This window comes from Pseudoalteromonas sp. P1-26 (assembly GCF_001401795.1).
GTDB lineage: Bacteria > Pseudomonadota > Gammaproteobacteria > Enterobacterales > Alteromonadaceae > Pseudoalteromonas.
Window position 1 is genome coordinate 111004 of the sequence record NZ_LKDX01000001.1, and the last position, 17523, is coordinate 128526.

Here is a 17523-nt window from a genome sequence, read left to right on the forward strand (position 1 = left end):
CTTAATTTACTAAATGTGTGTTCAGTGGCTGTATTTTTAACATTCAAAAAACTTGCTTGCAAGCATAATTTTTCCACAAAAGCGATTTTTAAATCGCCTTAATGAAATTAAAAATCCACAAAAATACATTTTTAAGGTTAATTAACCCTCATTGAGTGTGTTGAACGTTTAAAGTTTCGGAAGGTAAAGCCTCTATTGCTTAGATTAACTTTTGCGATTGATTACTATCACGCACGTATAAAGTGGCACCGCGAGCAATATAACGTAATTGCCAGATTAAACGTTCAACCAGCTCTTCGCGTTGTGTCCCTTCAATATCGAGGGCTTCGGCACCGGCATTAAATACTAAAGTCACCATGGCTTCGGCTTGAATGTATGCATGAGTTGGGTCGCATGGTGTTTCGCTTTCAAGGTAATGCGCAAGCTCTAAAATGAAATGTTTAATTTCACGAGCAACCGCGGCACGAAATGCTTTTGAAGTTCCTGAGCGCTCACGCAATAACAATCTAAATTGGTTGCTCGAGTTATCGATAAACTCCATAAAGGTAACGATTGATGTCGTGATCACACTACCACCACTCTCAATACGGCGACGCGCTTGGCGCATAAGCTGGCGAAGTGTTAAACCAGCTTCATCAACCATGGTCAAACCGAGCTCATTCATGTCTTTAAAGTGGCGATAAAAAGAGGTGGGTGCAATCCCTGCTTCACGGGCAACTTCACGTAAGCTTAAATTAGAAAAACTATGATCGGCACTCAATTGATTGAATGCGGCCTCGATTAGTGCTTGTCGTGTTTTTTGTTTCTGTTGCGCTCTAACACCCGACATGGAAACTCCCAGCGTGAACTTTTAATGATTTTTCGGTTAATGAGCTAGTCTAATACTTGACGCGGAGAGAATGAAACACTATTTTAGCGTACAACTGTACGCCGAGATTTATTCAGATGAAAAAACCACCGATTATTTGGACCAATGTGCTATTTTTTAGCCTTACATTTTTGGCCGCGATCACCCTTGTTCCTTGGTATGGCTTTAGCTACGGATACACCAGTACACAGTGGATAGCCTTTGTTGGCTGTATGTTCTACGCCGGACTTTCTATTACTGCAGGTTATCACCGTTTATGGGCACACAAAGCCTATGATGTGCATCCTGTTATTGAAGTGATTTTTGCCTTAGGTGGTGCTTTTGCATTACAAAATAGCGCCTTGCACTGGAGTAGCGATCACCGTATTCACCATGGTCAAGTTGATGATCCAATCAAAGACCCTTACGCCGCTACTAATGGCTTTTGGTATAGCCACATCGGTTGGATGCTGCGCGATTATCAAGGCGAGCAATACGGTAACTACAGTAACTGTCGTGACTTACAAAAAAACAAAGTCGTTATGTGGCAACACCGTCACTATATGAAGTTAGTCGTCGCGACTAATTTTGGTATTCCTTTACTACTTGGTTTAATGCTTGGCGATGTATGGGGCATGTTATTACTGGTTGGTTTACTACGCTTAGTATTGAGCCAACATTTTACCTTTTTTATCAACTCGCTGGCGCATATTTGGGGTTCACGTCCGTACACAGAAAAAAACACCGCCCGTGATAATGGCTTTTTAGCGCTATTCACATACGGTGAAGGCTATCATAACTTCCATCACATTTTTGCTAGCGACTATCGCAATGGCATTAAGTGGTATCACTATGATCCAACTAAGTGGATAATCCGCTCTCTAGCTGCAATCGGTCTTGCTTCAAAATTAAAGCGCACACCGATTGAGCGAATCGAAAAAGCCAAAGCAGAAACCTTGATGAATAAGACTCAAGGTCGCCTTGCAAAATTGCCTTTAGCGCAAGATAAGCTTACATTATTACAATCTGAGTACGATTTACTGCTGAAAAAACTGCAACACTTCTGTGCCTTGCAAAAACGCGTGTTAGAAATCAAACGTAATAAAATGATGAAACAGTGTGAAAAATCAGCATTAATGACACAATATCACGAGCTTGAAGCCGCTTGGGAAAACCAAAAGCAGGCTTGGCTTGCACTAAATGCGAGGTTGTTAAAAGCCTCTTTTAGTTAACATAGGAGCGGCTGTGGCCAAACAACAAGTAAAGCAAAAAGATACTCCATCTTATCAATATGATGCGATCATCATAGGTACAGGTCCTGGCGGTGAAGGTACCGCCATGAACCTATCTAAAAGTAACAAAAAAGTCGCTGTTATTGAGCGTCAAGAAGCAGTAGGTGGCGGTTGTGTGCACTGGGGTACTATCCCGTCAAAAGCATTACGTCACTCTGTAAGTCGTTATATTGAATATAAAGCAAACCCGCTATTTAATATTAGTGAGCGCCCTAACCGCTTAACTTTCCCAGATATTTTGCGTCACGCAAGTAACGTCATTTCAAAGCAATCTAATTTACGCAGCAGCTTTTATGAACGTAACCGCATTCATATGTATCAAGGTGATGCTGAGTTTATTGATAAACACACTATCAAAGTGACACACCTAGACGGTTCGTTTGAAACTCTTACTGCACAAACAATCGTTATTGCTACTGGCTCGCGCCCTTACCGTCCACCGGGTGTAGACTTTAAACATCCACGTATTTACGACAGCGATACCATTTTAGGCCTTGAAGATGACCCTCATCGTGTGCTGATTTATGGTGCAGGTGTAATTGGTTGTGAGTATGCCTCTATTTTTAAAGGTTTAGGCGCCAAGGTTGACCTAGTGAATACCCGTGACCGCCTACTTGCCTTTATGGATGCAGAAATTTCAGATGCTCTAAGCTATCACTTTTGGAATAGCGGTATTGTTATTCGCCATAATGAAGAGTTTGATCGTGTAGAAACCCGTGATGACTGTGTGGTAATGCACTTAAAATCAGGTAAGCGCGTAAAAGCTGACTGTATTTTATTTGCCAATGGTCGTACTGGTAACACAGACACATTAAACCTTGAAGCTGTAGGCCTAAAAGCAGATGGTCGTGGCCAGCTTAGAGTGAATGAAACATACCAAACAGAAGTCGACAACATTTATGCTGTAGGCGATGTTATTGGTTACCCAAGCCTTGCAAGTGCGGCATTTGACCAAGGCCGTATTGCAGCCGATGCGATTGCAAGTGGTAACTGTGATGAAAAGCTGATCATTGATATTCCAGCAGGTATTTATACGATCCCTGAAATGAGCTCAGTGGGTAAAACAGAGCAAGAGTTAACAGCTGCAAAAGTCCCTTACGAGGTAGGCCGTGCTCAATTTAAACATTTAGCGCGTGCACAAATTGCTGGCACCGAGGTGGGTAGCTTAAAGATTTTATTCCACGTTGATACCAAAGAAGTACTGGGTGTGCACTGCTTCGGTGAGCGTGCCTCTGAAATCGTTCACATCGGTCAAGCTATTATGGAACAAAAGAACGGCGGTAATAACATTGATTACTTTGTAAATACCACGTTCAACTACCCGACCATGGCAGAAGCCTATCGCGTAGCTGCATTAAATGGTTTAAACCGTTTGTTTAAGTAGCGAAGTAAATTACAACAAAAAGCCCGCTTAATGCGGGCTTTTTTACGATTAGCTTTTGCTTATTTGTGGTATTTACCACTGAATTCATGAACGGCGTTGATAAATACACCTGCATTTTCTGGGTCTACATCTGGTGTAATACCGTGACCTAGGTTAAATACATGGCCAGAACCTGTACCAAAGTCTTCTAGGATAGTGGCAACTTCTTGGCGAATGCGCTCAGGCGTACCATGTAACATTGCTGGGTCCATGTTGCCTTGCAGCGCTACTTTATCGCCAACACGACGTTTTGCATCACCGATGTTAATAGTCCAGTCTAGACCTACTGCATCACAGCCAGTTGCTGCAATTGCTTCAATCCACTGACCACCATTTTTAGTAAATAACGTCACTGGTACTTTGCGGCCATCATGTTCGCGAATTAAGCCATCAACAATCTTGTGCATGTATTGTAATGAAAACTCATTGTAGTCACGTGGGCTTAATACACCGCCCCATGAGTCAAATACCATTAACGATTGCGCGCCCGCTTTAACTTGCGCGTTTAAATAGTCGATTACTGAGTCAGCTAATTTATCAAGTAATAGGTGCAGTGTTTGTGGCTCTGCGAAGGCCATTTTCTTGATTTTACCGAATGTTTTGCTGCTACCACCTTCAACCATGTAAGTAGCAAGTGTCCAAGGTGAACCAGAGAAACCAATTAGCGGTACTTCACCTTTTAATTCGCGACGAATCGTACTTACAGCATTCATCACATAACCAAGCTCATCAGTTGGATCGATATTTGGGATTTTTTTAACATCTGCTAATGAAGAAATCGGACGTTCAAATTTCGGACCTTCACCTGTTTCGAAGTAAAGACCTAAGCCCATAGCATCAGGAATAGTTAAAATATCACTGAATAGAATTGCAGCATCAAGCGGATAACGACGTAATGGCTGTAACGTTACTTCACAAGCAAGTTCAGCGTTTTTACATAAACTCATAAAGTCGCCTGCTTGGGCACGTGTAGCACGGTATTCAGGTAAATAGCGGCCAGCTTGGCGCATCATCCATACCGGTGTGACATCAACAGGTTGCTTTTGTAGTGCACGTAAATAACGATCGTTTTTTAATTCGCTCATGCGTATAGAATCCTAGAACTGAATGAAATTGAGCAGATTGTATCACCATATTGCGCGTCTCACTATGGATAGATAATCAAGGCTAGATATAGATCATGTTTTTTAAGCCAGCCTAAGCATAATGTGCGTTTTTTGAGCGAAAATAAAATAAATTTAAAACTTTTCATTAATAAATTTGCAACATACAAAAAAGCTTGGTATAACTTACCCCGCGTTAACAAAAACAATAATAAAAATCTTATAACAATAAGAACAACAATCTTCCCATAATAATAAGAACGCTTGTTTTAACAAGTCTAAGAAAAAGAATTAAACCACCAATTTTGGTGGTTTTTTCTTTTCTAAATCAGCAAATTACAACTCATCCGCTTAGATAAAAATTGCAAAATTAATACTAGTAGTTTTGAATCAATTCCCATACACTGCAATGAGAGCAAAAAAAGTCCACTCTTAAAATGAGGTTATTTTTTGGCCTACTCAGCGCTAAAAAGTATGTCTTTAGAATGACTTTTACAATCTGTTGCAATTAGACACTAAGAATTTAGTTGATCTTTGTGTCATATTTCCTTTTTATATATACAAAGGAAAACCTACTCAGCGAGGAGATGAAATATGCTGACGCGTTTGGAAAAAGCTCAACAAAAGTGGGGTGGTAGTCACTCTGTAATCGACAAATGGCTCACAGAACGTCAAGAGCTGCTTGTGTTGTTCTGCCGTATTGCAGGCTTTTCACCGTACGAAAAGAAAGATCATGCCCTTCCTGATCAGCTGCAAATTCAAAACTTTTGCCAAATTCTGATGGATTACCTTTCTGCTGGCCATTTCGAAATTTACGACGACATTGCCAAAGCGTGTGAAGAAAAAGGTCCTGAGAGCCAAAAGCTGGCGAATACCTTATACCCGCGCATTTCTGAAACCACAGATGTAGCACTCGACTTTAACGACAAATACGCAGAAGTTGACAAAGATGACTTGCTTGATGAGTTTGATAAAGACCTATCAATCTTAGGCGAAGCACTTGAACTGCGCTTTGAGCTAGAAGATGAGTTAATCGACAACTTATATTCTAATCACACCAGCTAACAGCTTAGTTGCACAGCAGAGAAACACTCTCTGCTGAAGTGTTTTCGCCTTGCCAAAAAGAATCATCTATTCCATTTCGTAACAAATATTTGAAATACTTTCTTCAATGCGATACTCATACTATAAAAACATGAGGCTCGCTATGAATAAACGGTCATTTTTAAAGTCACTTTCAATTCTTGCCGCCGGCGCAAGTCTGACATCAGCTCCTTTAATGGCGGCACAGAATGCTAGTACCCAAACATTAATCAAGCCAAAAGCTCTTCCTAAAGGCGGCACAATTGGGATATGTAGCCCTTCAGCTGCCACTGCTGCGCACGCTGATATTTTATTAGCACAAGGCGTTATAGAAGCACTGGGTTACAAGGCTAAGCTTGCACCAAACATTTTAGCAAGACGTGGGCATTTAGCTGGCACTGATGCAATGCGAGCCGGCGACTTAAATAGTTTATTCAGCGACAAAGAGGTTGATGCCATTTTGTGTTTACGTGGCGGTTCAGGCGCTGCCCGTATTTTACCTTTGCTCGACTACGCAATGATCCGTAACAACCCAAAACCTCTAATGGGCTATTCAGATATTACCGCTCTTCACAATGCATTACTGTCTCAAGCTGGGTTAATCAGCTTTCATGGCCCAAATGCATCGAGTGACTGGAACCCGTTTCATGTTGCGCAATTTAAGAGCATGTTCGAAGCGCGTAAGCTAATGCATTTTCAAAACTTACCAAAAGCCGATGATGAGCTTGTTAACACTCAGTACCTGACCCAAACGATTACACCAGGTAAAGCCTCTGGACGATTAATCGGTGGCAACTTAACAGTACTGACAGCCCTCGCAGGCTCGAATTATTTACCTGACTTTAATGGCGCAATTTTATTTTTAGAAGATATCGACGAAGCACCGTATAGAATTGACAGGATGATGAGCACACTAAAACTTATGGGCGCACTGGATAAAATTGCAGGCTTTGTATTTGGTGATTGTAATGACTGTAAGCCTGGCCGAGGTTATGGCTCTTTAACCCTTGACGATATTTTTGCAGATTATATAAAACCGCTGGGAATTCCTGCTTATCGTGGGGCCATGATTGGCCATATTAAGCGCCAATTTATCCTGCCTGTTGGCACCGTGGTTGAGCTTGATGCAGATAGTGGCACATTAAAAATGAAAGAAGCGGCATTTAGTTAATAAAAATTTGCGCATAAAAAAAGGGCTAAAAAGCCCTTTTTATTGAGTTAAATATTACTCAGCTGGTACAGCTTTGTCATCGCTTTGGATTTCAAGTAATTCTACTTCGAAAACAAGCGTTGAGTTTGCAGGGATCTTACCAAGATCACGCTCACCGTATGCAAGTTCAGATGGAATAGTGAACTTGTACTTAGAGCCAACTGGCATTAATTGTAAACCTTCAGTCCAACCTGGGATCACACGATTAAGTGGGAAAGTAGTTGGCTCATTACGTGAGTAAGAGCTATCGAACTCAGTACCGTCTAATAAAGTGCCTTTGTAGTGAACTTTAACAACGTCAGTTGCTACTGGCTTTTCGCCTTCACCTTCAGTGATCACTTCGTACTGTAGGCCAGATTCAGTTACTGTAACGCCTTCTTTCTTCGCGTTTTCAGCTAGGTATTTTTCGCCTTCAGCTTTGCTCTTTTCAGATTCTACTTTCGCTTTTTCTTGTTGTTTAGTGCGAATGCTTTGATCAAGTGCAGTTAACACTTCACGAATTTTTTCGTCATCAAGTTTAGCGTTACCCGCTAGTGCGTCTTCAAAACCACGCTTAAGAAGTGCTTCGTCTAGTTCAACACCTAGCGCTTTTTTATCAGCAAGGTCTTGGTTTAAGAAATTACCAACAGATGCACCAATACCGTATGCTTGTTGTTGAGCTTCAGTCTCTAGTTTAACTTCAGCTTGCTGTTCTTTTTTTGCTTCCTGATTACAAGCTGTAAGCGCTAAAACTGACGCTGCAATCAATGACAATTTAATCGTCTTTCTCATTTTATATCTCCGACACACTTTGCAGTTGTCAATTATTGTATTATTACTAGTTAAAGATTAACGACCTACATGGTAGGCTGCTTGTCTAATAACTAACGTCATGCCTATGCATGATCAGCGATTAGACTAACAACCTAGGCCTTCAACGAGACCTAGTCTAACCTCTCAATCACTAAGAGTTAAGGGGAAATACTCGTAATATGTCGATATTTCGTACTTTTTTGTATCTGCTCAGCCTTTGCTTAGTTGTAGCCTGCTCTGAGCAACATGAGCAATCAACTGCACGCTATGAGCATGCGGCTAAAGGCGCCTTCGCCTCCGCGCTGTCGCACGATGGTAAATACAGCTTAATCTCATCAATACACCATGGGGTCGCACTGTGGGATAATCAACAACAGGTGCTAAAATACCAATGGTTCCAACAACAAAATCAAGATAGCCTAGTTCATACTGTTGCTATCTCGTTCGACAATAGCCATGCAGTTACCGCTGAGAAGTCCACCTTTGCAGTGTGGGACATTGCCACGGGCAACAACACGGGTTATTACAAAATACACGCCTCAACAATTCGAGATATCGCGATAAGTAACCAAGGGCGCAGTGTATTATATGGTCGCGCCGATGGTGTAGTCGTTTACCTCGACTTAGAGAGTGGCAGGCGCATAGAGTTCCTTGGCCACCAAGAAAAAGTCAATGTTGTTGATCTATCACCTAACGGTCACTACGCCATTAGCGGCTCAAATGATTATGTTGCTTACTTTTGGGATACTCGCACAGGGCAAGTGATCCACCGCTTTAATCACCCAAGTCGCGTTACTCAAGTCACCCTTGATCCACAAGGTCGTTACGCATTTACCGCAGACAGTATGAAGCAAGCAAATGTATGGCAACTGACTACAGGTGATCTTGTTAGCAAACTGGCGTATATTGCGCGTCAGAAAATTTTTACCGCCGTCCGTTTTAACGATGAAGGCACTTTAATTGCCACAGGTTCACCCAATCGATTGGTTGATTTATGGCAGCTAGAGTCGGGTAAAAAATTACAAACGTGGCAAGTGATTCCTCGAGAAGGAAGCCGCCCGAAATCAGCCGTGGTGTTAGATGTTGCGTTTACTGATAACAACCAAGCGTTATTAACCGAAAGCTCCAGCGGATTCGCTGAAAGTTTTAATCTAAGAGAATCAAATGAATACAATTGAAGATCGTCTAATGGAACTTGAAGCGAAAGTCGCTTTTCAAGATGAAACAATTGAAATATTAAACGATGAGCTTAAAGCGCACCAACAGCAGCTGGCTAAAATGAAACGCCAGACAGAGTTACTTGCAGAAAAGATTAAAGAAGCACAGCAGCCATCTTTAATGTCACAAATGCAAGAGCCGCCACCGCCGCACTATTAATTAGGTAGTGATAGAGCCGGGAATTAATCGCCCGGCTTAAATACACCAATCACTTGCTCAAATTGGCGTGTTGAGGCTTGCACTGCCTGCTCTGGTTGCGTCATTTTGTGGCCACACTGTACGCACTCCACTTTTTCCACATCATGTTCTTTATAAAGCATCATGGTATCCATGGCCTTACACTCAGGGCATGATGCGCCAGCAATAAAGCGTTTCTTTTGTCTCATAGATGATCTCCCGTGGCATGTAGGCGGCTATTTTAGCCTAATAATTCTCTGTTTGATACGATTGCGAAGGCTAATGTGATCCGTGTTATGATAGCGACAATTAAATCAGTGCTGTGCAAGTAAACATTCATGATCCAAATTTCAGACATCGAACTTCTACGTGGTGGTAACGCCTTACTTAAAGGGGCTTCTGCAACCTTATTCCCAGAACATAAAGTCGGCCTTGTGGGCGCTAATGGCTGTGGTAAATCAACGCTGTTCGCGCTATTAAAGTCTGAATTGCAACTCGATGCCGGTGAATGCCAAATTCCTAAAGACTGGTCAATTGCTTCTGTGAAGCAAGAAACACCCGCGCTCGAAATCAGCGCTCTAGATTATGTATTACAAGGTCACCCTGAATATTACGCGCTAAGAATTGCACTACGCGAAGCTGAGCAAAATAACGACGGCGATGCGCAAGCAAAAGCACATATTGGCCTAGAACATATTCAAGGCTATAGCATTGAGGCAAAAGCAGGAGAGCTATTACACGGTTTAGGTTTTAGTAATGAGCAAATAGACAACCCAGTGAGCGCCTTTTCTGGTGGTTGGCGTATGCGCTTAAACTTAGCACAAGCACTTATTCGTGATGCCGATTTATTACTGTTGGATGAGCCAACCAACCACTTAGATCTCGATGCTGTTTACTGGTTAGAACGCTTTTTACGTGCCTACACAGGCACGCTAGTGCTTATTTCCCATGACCGAGAGTTCTTAGATGCCGTTGTTGACCAAATTTGGCACATAGACGCACAAAAAATAAATGTTTATAAAGGCAATTACTCGCAATTCGAACGCCAAAAAGCAGAGCGCTTATTACAACAACAAGCGATGTTCGAAAAGCAACAAGAACAAATTGCTCATCTAGAAAAATTCATTACACGCTTCAAAGCAAAAGCCAGTAAGGCTAAGCAAGCACAAAGCCGCGTAAAAGCCCTAGAGCGTATGGAAAAGCTGGCCCCAGCCCATGTTGACTCACCCTTTGATTTTGAATTTGCCGAGCCTACAGCGCTGCCAAACCCGTTAATGACTCTCGACCAAGCCAAAGCAGGCTATGGCGACACCACAATTTTACACAGCATCAAGCTAAACCTTGTGCCGGGTAGCCGTATTGCGCTGCTTGGCCGAAATGGTGCGGGTAAATCAACACTGATTAAGTTATTAGCTGGCGATTTACAACCTCAAGCAGGTGAAGTATTTCAGCATCAGGGCTTAAATATTGGTTACTTTGCGCAGCATCAACTTGAGTCACTTGATTTAAAAGCCAGCGCGGTTACCCATTTACAACGTTTAAATCCGCAAGCTCCAGAGCAATCACTGCGTGACTTTTTAGGTGGCTTTGCGTTCTTTGGCGATAAAGCTCTTGAGCCAGTTGCGCCATTTTCTGGCGGTGAAAAAGCCCGTTTAGTGCTAGCTATGCTGGTGTATCAAAAGCCAAACCTACTGTTACTGGATGAGCCGACTAACCACCTAGATTTAGAAATGCGCCATGCTTTAGTTATGGCGCTGCAAGGCTTTGAAGGCGCTATGGTTACCGTATCGCACGACCGTCATATGCTTAAAAATACCGCTGATGAGTATTACCTCGTTGATAACGGCGAAGTAACACAATTTGGTTATGACCTTGATGCCTATTACCAATGGCTACTGAATGCCAATAAAGAAGCTGCTAAAAGCCCTGAAGATAATGCCCCTAAAGCCCATTCAAGCGTTAACCGCAAAGAGCAAAAGCGCTTAGAAGCTGAGTTCAGAAAGTCAGTGCAGCCGTTGAAAAAGCAAATCGAAAAGCTTGAAAAGCAACTTGATAAGTACTCTACAGAGCTTGGTGAAATCGAAAACGCACTTGCCGACAATGACTTATACAATGATGAAAATAAAGCCAAACTGACAGAGCTACTCGCTAAGCAAGCAAGCTTAACACCCAAGCTTAATGACGTTGAAGAAGAGCTACTCATAGCACTTGAAGAACTTGAAGAAAAAGAGCAGGCCTTTGCCGATGAAACCGCTTAACAGCGAACAGTTTTGGCAGTTTGCATGCAAGCTTTACAGTAAAGACGGCATGCAAGCAAAGCTACTAGGCTATCAAGACCAGCAAGGCAAAAATGTTAACCTTTGCCTGCTGCTTTATTATCTTGATTCTTTAGAGCTGGCTGTAACACCCTTTCAACTGAGTGAGCTTGAGTCGTGCATTGCCGAGTTTGACCAACAAGCTTTACAGCCCCTACGAGCCACACGCGCCTACCTGAAAACTATTCAAAACGAGATTTCAGACTACCCTACCATCCGCAAAGAGCTACTTAGCGCAGAACTAAAGCTAGAAAAACAACAGCAACAATTACTGATAAACACAGCGAATACGATGGTATTCACTCAGTACACAAATGCTGAAAATATAAGGCTTTATGTCGGTACTGAGTTAGCGAGTTAGCGAGTTAGCGAGTTAGCGAGTTAGCGAGTTAGCGAGTTAGCGAGTTAGCGAGTTAGCGAGTTAGCGAGTTAGCGAGAGTAAAGTTTAAAGAGTCTAGGTCAAGCCTAATTGTGAGAATGGTTCTAATTCGGCACTAAAGTGCCTCCTACGGTATTTTATTTCTGAGTAAGACACCGCACTTAACAACCTCATCGATCTTATCTGACGTCTGAAAGCTGAAAGCTGATAGCTCCGCTTACGTTGGGTTTCGCTCCGCTCAAACCAACCTACTCAAAGAATGAACAGAGTGAATGCTGAGTAAGACACTGCACTCAACAACTCTAACGCTCAACTGATGTATGACGGCTGAAAGCTGATAGCTATGTCTACTCCCTTCCATATCTATCATCAAATCGCTCGATGTCAGTTTCATCAAGTATCGCTCCGGTTTGTACTTCGATAACGATCAGTGGCGTGTTTTGTTGATTAGCAAGGCTGTGCAATTGCTTAGCTGCAATATAACAAGATTGATCAGCTGTTAATTCAAATTCGTCATCGCCTACTCGCACACTTGCCACTCCAGAAACAACAACCCAATGCTCTGCACGGTGCTGATGTCGTTGAGTTGAGAGTTTTGCGCCGCTGTTTACGATGATTTTCTTTACTTTAAAGCCAGTGCTTTCAATTAAAGTTCGATAGTTGCCCCAAGGTCTGAATACGGCTTGATGGTGGGTTAGTTTATCGTTATCGACAACAGCAAGCTGTTTAAGTAAATCAGGGAGCTTATCGAGCGCACTTTTGTCTGCCACTAAGGTGGCATCATGAGTATGTATAATTGCTTTATTACTCACGCCGAGCGCCGCGATAGTGTGGTCAGCTTCACTTATAAGTAGATTATTCTCGCTATCTAAGCTCACCCCTTGCGAAGCTAAATAATTGCCATGCTGGTCTTTTTCTGCGATTTTCGACAATGCTGAAAAGCTGCCAACATCGCTCCAATTCAAATCAACAGGAATAACAGCAACGTTAGCGCTACGCTCCAAAATAGCATAATCAATAGAATCACTTGGGCATGCTGTGAGCGCATCCGCAACAGGCCGTTGAAAACCTAAATCTGCGGTGAAGCTTGCCGCTTTTGCGATACTGTTAGCAATCTTTGGCGCAAAACGATTAAGCTCGTTTAAGTACACATCTGGTAAAAATAAAAACATGCCGCTATTCCAGCCATACTCACCACTGGCAAGGTATTTTTCGGCTAATTGCAGGGCTGGTTTTTCTTTGAACTCAGCCACCTTAAAACAACCTTCATGGGCTAATGGCTCGCCTTGGCGAATATAACCATAGCCGGTATGTGGCTCAGTGGGAGTAATAGCAAAGGTTACTAATTGTTGTTGCTGACAAAGCGCTATCGCATTATCTAAGCAGGCAATAAGCTTATCAAAATCACTGATATGGTGATCAGCAGGCATGACTAGTAAGGGATCGGTTAGACCATTTTGCAATGCAAATTCAGCGGCCAAGGCAATCGCTGGCGCGGTATTTTTACCTTCAGGTTCAAGCAATAAAGTATAGCTATCTGTGATTTCTGCAACTTGCGCTTTAGCGATAAAGCGATGCTCTTCATTGCACACTAAAATTGGCGCATTAAATCGTGAGTCAGCCACTCGTAAAAGCGTGCTCTGTAACAGTGATTTTTCGCTTAGTAAAGATAAAAACTGCTTAGGCATCGCTTTACGCGACAAAGGCCATAAACGAGAACCTATGCCACCAGCAAGAATAACGGGGGTGATTTTGCGACTCATGATTGCTTATAGTAAATAATCCAACCATGAGTTTAACAAATTTTTGAGTATGCGGCTTCGAGCAATTACAGTAACTGAAATTGATCAGCATCTAAGTGAGCAGGAAACGCTCTTCGAAAGTCATCAAGCGGTGATTTTTCTAAGCGCTGAATAATGATGCCCGATTGGTCATCTTCAAGCTTCGCCAAGGTGTCGCCTTTAAAATCATAAACGGCAGTACCACCACTGTGGGCAACATTATTACCATCAGCACCAATGCGATTCACACCCACGACATAACAAAGGTTTTCCATTGCGCGTGCTTTTAGAAGGGTATCCCATACATGGCGACGAGCAGCTGGCCAATTAGCTACGTTGATCATCACATCGTAGTCGTTGCAATTACGCTGAAATACAGGAAAGCGTAAGTCGTAACACACTTGCGGTAAAATACGAAAATCATTGATAGCGAATATCTCGCGCTGCTCGCCTGCTGCGACGAAATTGCCTTCGTTACCTAAACAGAATAAATGGCGTTTGTCGTAATACTTCACTTCGCCATTTGGCCAAACCCAATAAAAGCGATTAGCCTTTTTGTCGCCTTTTGCAACTAAAACAGAGCCTGCAACCACAGCATTTTTTTGCTTAGCTGTGGCTTTTAACCAGCTAAGTACCTCGCCTTGTTCTGGTTCGCTGCAATCTAGATTAATCGCAAAACCCGTGGCAAATGTTTCTGGCAAGACAATTAAATCAACCTGCTCGTTAAAACTGTTAAGCTGCTCTGCAAAGTGCGCAAGGTTGGCGCTTTTATCAAGCCAATGCAGTGATGACTGCACTAAAGCTAAGGTTAAAGTTGGCATAAAATCTCCGCGGCACGTTTTAATGTGTCATTATTTTTTGCAAAACATAAACGAATCACTTTGTCGCTGCTTGCGCTGTTATAAAACACACTGAGTGGTACAGCTGCAACACCCGCTTGCTCGACCAACCAATGGCAAAACTCAACATCATCAAGATCAGACACATCACTGTAATCGAGTAATAAAAAGTAGGTGCCTTCACTTGGTAATATTTTAAAACGGCTTTGCGCTAGTGCTTCGCTGAGCAAGTCGCGCTTTTGTTGATAAAAGCAACTAAGTTCATCAACATGTTCTGGCTCTAACTCGAGCATATCAGCTAGTGCATGCTGGGCAGGCGTAAAGCTTGAAAAAGTCACATATTGGTGAATTTTACGAAACTCCACCATGAGCTGAGCAGGTGCAACACAATAGCCCATCTTCCAGCCGGTGCTGTGAAAGGTTTTGCCAAAGCTTGAGATCACAAAACTGCGTGCAAATAACTCAGGGTCGGTCAGCGCACTTAAATGCAAAGCGCCATCAAAGGTAATGTGCTCATACACTTCATCGCTAATTACAAATAAATCATGCTTAGTAACAAGCGCTTTAAGGGCATTAATATCTTCTGTTTTAAAGATTTTACCGCTTGGGTTATGTGGCGTGTTGATGATGATGACACGTGTTTTGTCTGTTATAACATCGGCTACAGCTTGCCAATCGATTTTGTAGTCTGGCGCATGCAAAGCAACATGAACTGAGCGACCGCCAGCAAGCTCAATTGCCGGTTGATACGAGTCATACGCGGGGTCAAATACCACAACTTCATCACCCTCTTTAACAAGCGCTTGAATTGCTACGAATAATGCCTCTGTTGCCCCTGAAGTGACAGTAACTTGTTGCTCGTAATTTATGTTGTTATGGTATTTTCTAGCTATCAAAGCCGCTATTTGCTGTTGTAGCTTTGCAACCCCACTTGAAGGCGCATATTGATTTACCCCCTCAAGTACATAATGATTGAGCTGTTTTTTTAGTAATTCTGGCGCATCAAATTCAGGAAAACCCTGAGATAAATTAAGCGCTTGGTGCTTATTTGCTAAAGCGGTCATTTGACTAAAAATACTGGTGCCTAAATTCGGCAATTTACTTTCAAACACAGAGGTTCCTTAAAGATGGTTTTGCGCCCGAAGCGATGCTATCATTGCTTAAAACAGATGTATAGCCGTCTAAATAACTTTTAGAATGTCGAGGAATATATGCATAACAATACCGCTATTTCAGAACTAATTGAAGCTGGTAAATGGGTAAGCCAACGTGGCTGGGTCCCTGCTACTGGTGGTAACTTTTCAGCCCGCACTGCAAGCGGTTATGTCGTCACAGCAAGTGGTTTCGATAAAGGTCAACTCGGCACTCATGCATTTATTGAATTTGATCATGAAGGCAATCGTACTAAAGGCTCTGGCAATCCATCAGCTGAAACTGAGCTACATTTAAATATGTATAAGCTGATCCCATCAGCTAAATTTGTTTTGCACACTCATTCTGTTGCGGCAACCGTGTTATCTCGCGTGATCAAAGGCCACGCTATCAATTTGCATGGCTACGAAATGCAAAAATCTTTAAGCGGTGTCAAATCGCACTTAGATACCTTAACTATTCCTATTTTTGATAATGACCAAGACATTGACCGTTTAAGCTTACTGGTCAGTGATCATCACCTTCACACGCCTATTGAGCATGCTGTATTAATTCGTGGCCATGGTTTATATGTCGTTGGTCGAGATATCAAAGAAGTACTTCGCCATTTAGAAGGATTAGAGTTTCTATTTAGCTGTGAGCTTGAGCGCCTAAAACTAGAAGGTATTCAAGCTGGAGTTCAGCCATGATCAAAGCAATTTTAACCGATATTGAAGGCACAATTACCCGCATTTCTTTTGTTAAAGACGTATTATTTCCTTACGCGGCAGGGCAATTACCTGAGTTTGTAAAGTCACATCAAAGCGACCCAGAAGTAGCAGCCCAAATTGAGGCCGTTAAAGCACATATTGAACAACCCGAAGCCGATATCGACACGGTCATTAAACATTTAATTCATTGGATTGAAACAGATCAAAAAATTACCCCACTCAAGCAGTTGCAAGGGTTAATTTGGCAAACGGGCTACGAAAGTGGTGATTTTACTGGCCACCTTTACCCAGATGCTTATGACTTTTTACAAGCCCAAAAGCATGCTGGTAAAAGTTTATATGTCTACTCATCAGGCTCAGTAAAAGCCCAACACCTGATTTTTGAGTTTTCTGACTACGGTGATGTTAGACCTTTATTTAGTGATTACTTCGACACTAAAGTCGGTGCAAAACAACAGCAAAGCTCTTATGAGAATATTATCGCCGAGCTGCCATTTGACGCTGCCGAAGTATTGTTTTTAAGCGATGTGGTGGCAGAGCTTGATGCTGCCAAAGCAGCAGGCCTTAGAACTTTGCACCTTGTTCGCGATGGCCAAGCGGTAAGTGATGCTCACCCATATATCAACGACTTTTCGGAATTTAGCGCGGAGCTGTTAGCATGAGTCAATTAACTATTTATAACGATAACAACGCAAACGACATACTGTTTCATAGTGAAGACTTAAGCGCGATTGCGAGTGAGCTGAATGCGGTTGGCGTTCGCTTTGAGCAGTGGCAAGCAACGGCACAGATTGACCAAGAGACCAGTCATGGCGCTATTTTAACTGCTTATGCTAAAGATATAGAGCGCTTAAAAGCTGAAGGCGGCTATCAAACAGTGGATGTTATTTCGCTTGCTAAGGGTAATCCAAATGCCAGCGAACTACGCAGTAAGTTCTTGTTTGAACATACACATAGCGAAGATGAAGTTCGTTTTTTTGTGAAAGGCCAAGGCTTATTCTGCTTACACTTAGGCGACAAAGTGTATCAAGTGCTTTGCCAACAGGGCGACCTAATTTCAGTACCAGAACTTACCCCACATTGGTTTGATATGGGCAACGACCCTGAATTTACTGCAATTCGCTTATTCAATAATACCGAAGGTTGGGTCGCTAAAAGCACTGAGTCAACTATTGCTACCAACTTCCCACTGCTGGACTAAC

At 42.5% G+C, this 17523-nt stretch carries 18 protein-coding genes; 11 read left to right on the plus strand and 7 right to left on the minus strand.

Features of this window, described 5'->3' with window-relative positions; genetic code table 11:
- Positions 1-199: 199 nt before the first annotated feature.
- Positions 200-829 carry an HTH-type transcriptional repressor FabR gene (gene fabR, locus AN394_RS00560; protein WP_054562898.1) on the minus strand — a complete coding sequence of 210 codons (630 nt, stop codon included), beginning with the start codon at positions 827-829 and terminating at the stop codon, positions 200-202.
- Between the two features lie 116 nt (positions 830-945).
- Between fabR and AN394_RS00565 the strand changes: the two genes are divergently transcribed.
- Both AN394_RS00565 and sthA read left to right on the plus strand, forming a co-directional pair.
- The gene (locus tag AN394_RS00565; RefSeq protein WP_054562899.1) at positions 946-2079 is read left to right on the plus strand and encodes a fatty acid desaturase; all 1134 of its coding nucleotides are present in this window, start codon (positions 946-948) and stop codon (positions 2077-2079) included.
- Positions 2080-2092: 13 nt separating this feature from the next.
- On the plus strand, positions 2093-3523 hold the full coding sequence (gene sthA, locus AN394_RS00570; RefSeq protein WP_055020549.1) for a Si-specific NAD(P)(+) transhydrogenase: 1431 nt from the start codon (positions 2093-2095) through the stop codon (positions 3521-3523).
- Between the two features lie 59 nt (positions 3524-3582).
- Here the strand turns inward: sthA and hemE are convergent, their stop codons facing one another.
- Positions 3583-4647 (minus strand): uroporphyrinogen decarboxylase, encoded by a 1065-nt coding sequence (gene hemE / locus AN394_RS00575; protein WP_054562901.1) that lies wholly within the window; start codon positions 4645-4647, stop codon positions 3583-3585.
- Between the two features lie 612 nt (positions 4648-5259).
- Between hemE and AN394_RS00580 the strand changes: the two genes are divergently transcribed.
- Complete coding sequence (locus AN394_RS00580) at positions 5260-5730, plus strand: Rsd/AlgQ family anti-sigma factor (protein ID WP_055020550.1); 471 nt, start codon at positions 5260-5262, stop codon at positions 5728-5730.
- Positions 5731-5872: 142 nt separating this feature from the next.
- Entirely contained in the window at positions 5873-6919 is a 1047-nt protein-coding gene (locus tag AN394_RS00585; RefSeq protein WP_200910005.1) for an LD-carboxypeptidase, read from the plus strand.
- 54 nt (positions 6920-6973) lie between these two features.
- Here AN394_RS00585 and fkpA read toward each other — a convergent pair whose 3' ends face one another.
- Complete coding sequence (fkpA, locus tag AN394_RS00590; protein WP_054562904.1) at positions 6974-7729, minus strand: FKBP-type peptidyl-prolyl cis-trans isomerase; 756 nt, start codon at positions 7727-7729, stop codon at positions 6974-6976.
- 200 nt (positions 7730-7929) lie between these two features.
- Between fkpA and AN394_RS00595 the strand changes: the two genes are divergently transcribed.
- Both AN394_RS00595 and AN394_RS00600 read left to right on the plus strand, forming a co-directional pair.
- Positions 7930-8928: a WD40 repeat domain-containing protein gene (locus tag AN394_RS00595; protein WP_055020552.1), complete on the plus strand. Its 999-nt coding sequence runs from the start codon at positions 7930-7932 to the stop codon at positions 8926-8928.
- Positions 8915-9127 carry a SlyX family protein gene (locus tag AN394_RS00600; RefSeq protein ID WP_054554490.1) on the plus strand — a complete coding sequence of 71 codons (213 nt, stop codon included), beginning with the start codon at positions 8915-8917 and terminating at the stop codon, positions 9125-9127. Before AN394_RS00595 ends, AN394_RS00600 begins: the two co-directional genes overlap by 14 nt.
- 23 nt (positions 9128-9150) lie before the next feature.
- On the opposite strand, the gene AN394_RS00605 is transcribed toward AN394_RS00600, so the two are convergent.
- Positions 9151-9354, minus strand: coding sequence for a YheV family putative zinc ribbon protein (locus AN394_RS00605; RefSeq protein ID WP_054562906.1), 204 nt, complete (start codon positions 9352-9354; stop codon positions 9151-9153).
- 129 nt (positions 9355-9483) lie between these two features.
- Between AN394_RS00605 and AN394_RS00610 the strand changes: the two genes are divergently transcribed.
- Positions 9484-11403: an ATP-binding cassette domain-containing protein gene (locus AN394_RS00610; protein WP_054562907.1), complete on the plus strand. Its 1920-nt coding sequence runs from the start codon at positions 9484-9486 to the stop codon at positions 11401-11403.
- Positions 11390-11821 (plus strand): TIGR02444 family protein, encoded by a 432-nt coding sequence (locus tag AN394_RS00615; RefSeq protein ID WP_055020553.1) that lies wholly within the window; start codon positions 11390-11392, stop codon positions 11819-11821. Before AN394_RS00610 ends, AN394_RS00615 begins: the two co-directional genes overlap by 14 nt.
- 365 nt (positions 11822-12186) lie before the next feature.
- On the opposite strand, the gene AN394_RS00620 is transcribed toward AN394_RS00615, so the two are convergent.
- The 3 genes from AN394_RS00620 to AN394_RS00630 form a co-directional block, all read right to left on the minus strand.
- Positions 12187-13602 (minus strand): mannose-1-phosphate guanylyltransferase/mannose-6-phosphate isomerase, encoded by a 1416-nt coding sequence (locus AN394_RS00620; protein WP_200910006.1) that lies wholly within the window; start codon positions 13600-13602, stop codon positions 12187-12189.
- Positions 13603-13667: 65 nt separating this feature from the next.
- Positions 13668-14441 (minus strand): amidohydrolase, encoded by a 774-nt coding sequence (locus tag AN394_RS00625; protein WP_054562910.1) that lies wholly within the window; start codon positions 14439-14441, stop codon positions 13668-13670.
- A complete protein-coding gene (locus tag AN394_RS00630) occupies positions 14429-15571 on the minus strand; it encodes a methionine aminotransferase (protein ID WP_055020555.1) in 1143 nt (380 codons plus the stop codon). Before AN394_RS00630 ends, AN394_RS00625 begins: the two co-directional genes overlap by 13 nt.
- Positions 15572-15670: 99 nt before the next feature.
- Between AN394_RS00630 and AN394_RS00635 the strand changes: the two genes are divergently transcribed.
- From AN394_RS00635 to AN394_RS00645, 3 genes are read left to right on the plus strand one after another with little or no spacing between them, the layout of a single operon-like run.
- Positions 15671-16300, plus strand: coding sequence for a methylthioribulose 1-phosphate dehydratase (locus AN394_RS00635; protein ID WP_055020556.1), 630 nt, complete (start codon positions 15671-15673; stop codon positions 16298-16300).
- The gene (mtnC, locus tag AN394_RS00640) at positions 16297-16983 is read left to right on the plus strand and encodes an acireductone synthase (RefSeq protein ID WP_055020557.1); all 687 of its coding nucleotides are present in this window, start codon (positions 16297-16299) and stop codon (positions 16981-16983) included. Before AN394_RS00635 ends, mtnC begins: the two co-directional genes overlap by 4 nt.
- Positions 16980-17522 carry an acireductone dioxygenase gene (locus tag AN394_RS00645; RefSeq protein ID WP_055020558.1) on the plus strand — a complete coding sequence of 181 codons (543 nt, stop codon included), beginning with the start codon at positions 16980-16982 and terminating at the stop codon, positions 17520-17522. Before mtnC ends, AN394_RS00645 begins: the two co-directional genes overlap by 4 nt.
- Position 17523: the final 1 nt, after the last annotated feature.

Excerpts from the sequence above, each read along its gene's own strand:
- fabR (WP_054562898.1), bottom strand. The coding sequence starts at position 829 with ATGTCGGGTGTTAGAGCGCAACAGAAACAAAAAACACGACAAGCACTA.
- AN394_RS00565 (WP_054562899.1), top strand. The coding sequence starts at position 946 with ATGAAAAAACCACCGATTATTTGGACCAATGTGCTATTTTTTAGCCTT.
- hemE (WP_054562901.1), bottom strand. The coding sequence starts at position 4,647 with ATGAGCGAATTAAAAAACGATCGTTATTTACGTGCACTACAAAAGCAA.
- AN394_RS00580 (WP_055020550.1), top strand. The coding sequence starts at position 5,260 with ATGCTGACGCGTTTGGAAAAAGCTCAACAAAAGTGGGGTGGTAGTCAC.
- AN394_RS00585 (WP_200910005.1), top strand. The coding sequence starts at position 5,873 with ATGAATAAACGGTCATTTTTAAAGTCACTTTCAATTCTTGCCGCCGGC.
- fkpA (WP_054562904.1), bottom strand. The coding sequence starts at position 7,729 with ATGAGAAAGACGATTAAATTGTCATTGATTGCAGCGTCAGTTTTAGCG.
- AN394_RS00595 (WP_055020552.1), top strand. The coding sequence starts at position 7,930 with ATGTCGATATTTCGTACTTTTTTGTATCTGCTCAGCCTTTGCTTAGTT.
- AN394_RS00600 (WP_054554490.1), top strand. The coding sequence starts at position 8,915 with ATGAATACAATTGAAGATCGTCTAATGGAACTTGAAGCGAAAGTCGCT.
- AN394_RS00605 (WP_054562906.1), bottom strand. The coding sequence starts at position 9,354 with ATGAGACAAAAGAAACGCTTTATTGCTGGCGCATCATGCCCTGAGTGT.
- AN394_RS00610 (WP_054562907.1), top strand. The coding sequence starts at position 9,484 with ATGATCCAAATTTCAGACATCGAACTTCTACGTGGTGGTAACGCCTTA.
- AN394_RS00615 (WP_055020553.1), top strand. The coding sequence starts at position 11,390 with ATGAAACCGCTTAACAGCGAACAGTTTTGGCAGTTTGCATGCAAGCTT.
- AN394_RS00620 (WP_200910006.1), bottom strand. The coding sequence starts at position 13,602 with ATGAGTCGCAAAATCACCCCCGTTATTCTTGCTGGTGGCATAGGTTCT.
- AN394_RS00625 (WP_054562910.1), bottom strand. The coding sequence starts at position 14,441 with ATGCCAACTTTAACCTTAGCTTTAGTGCAGTCATCACTGCATTGGCTT.
- AN394_RS00635 (WP_055020556.1), top strand. The coding sequence starts at position 15,671 with ATGCATAACAATACCGCTATTTCAGAACTAATTGAAGCTGGTAAATGG.
- mtnC (WP_055020557.1), top strand. The coding sequence starts at position 16,297 with ATGATCAAAGCAATTTTAACCGATATTGAAGGCACAATTACCCGCATT.
- AN394_RS00645 (WP_055020558.1), top strand. The coding sequence starts at position 16,980 with ATGAGTCAATTAACTATTTATAACGATAACAACGCAAACGACATACTG.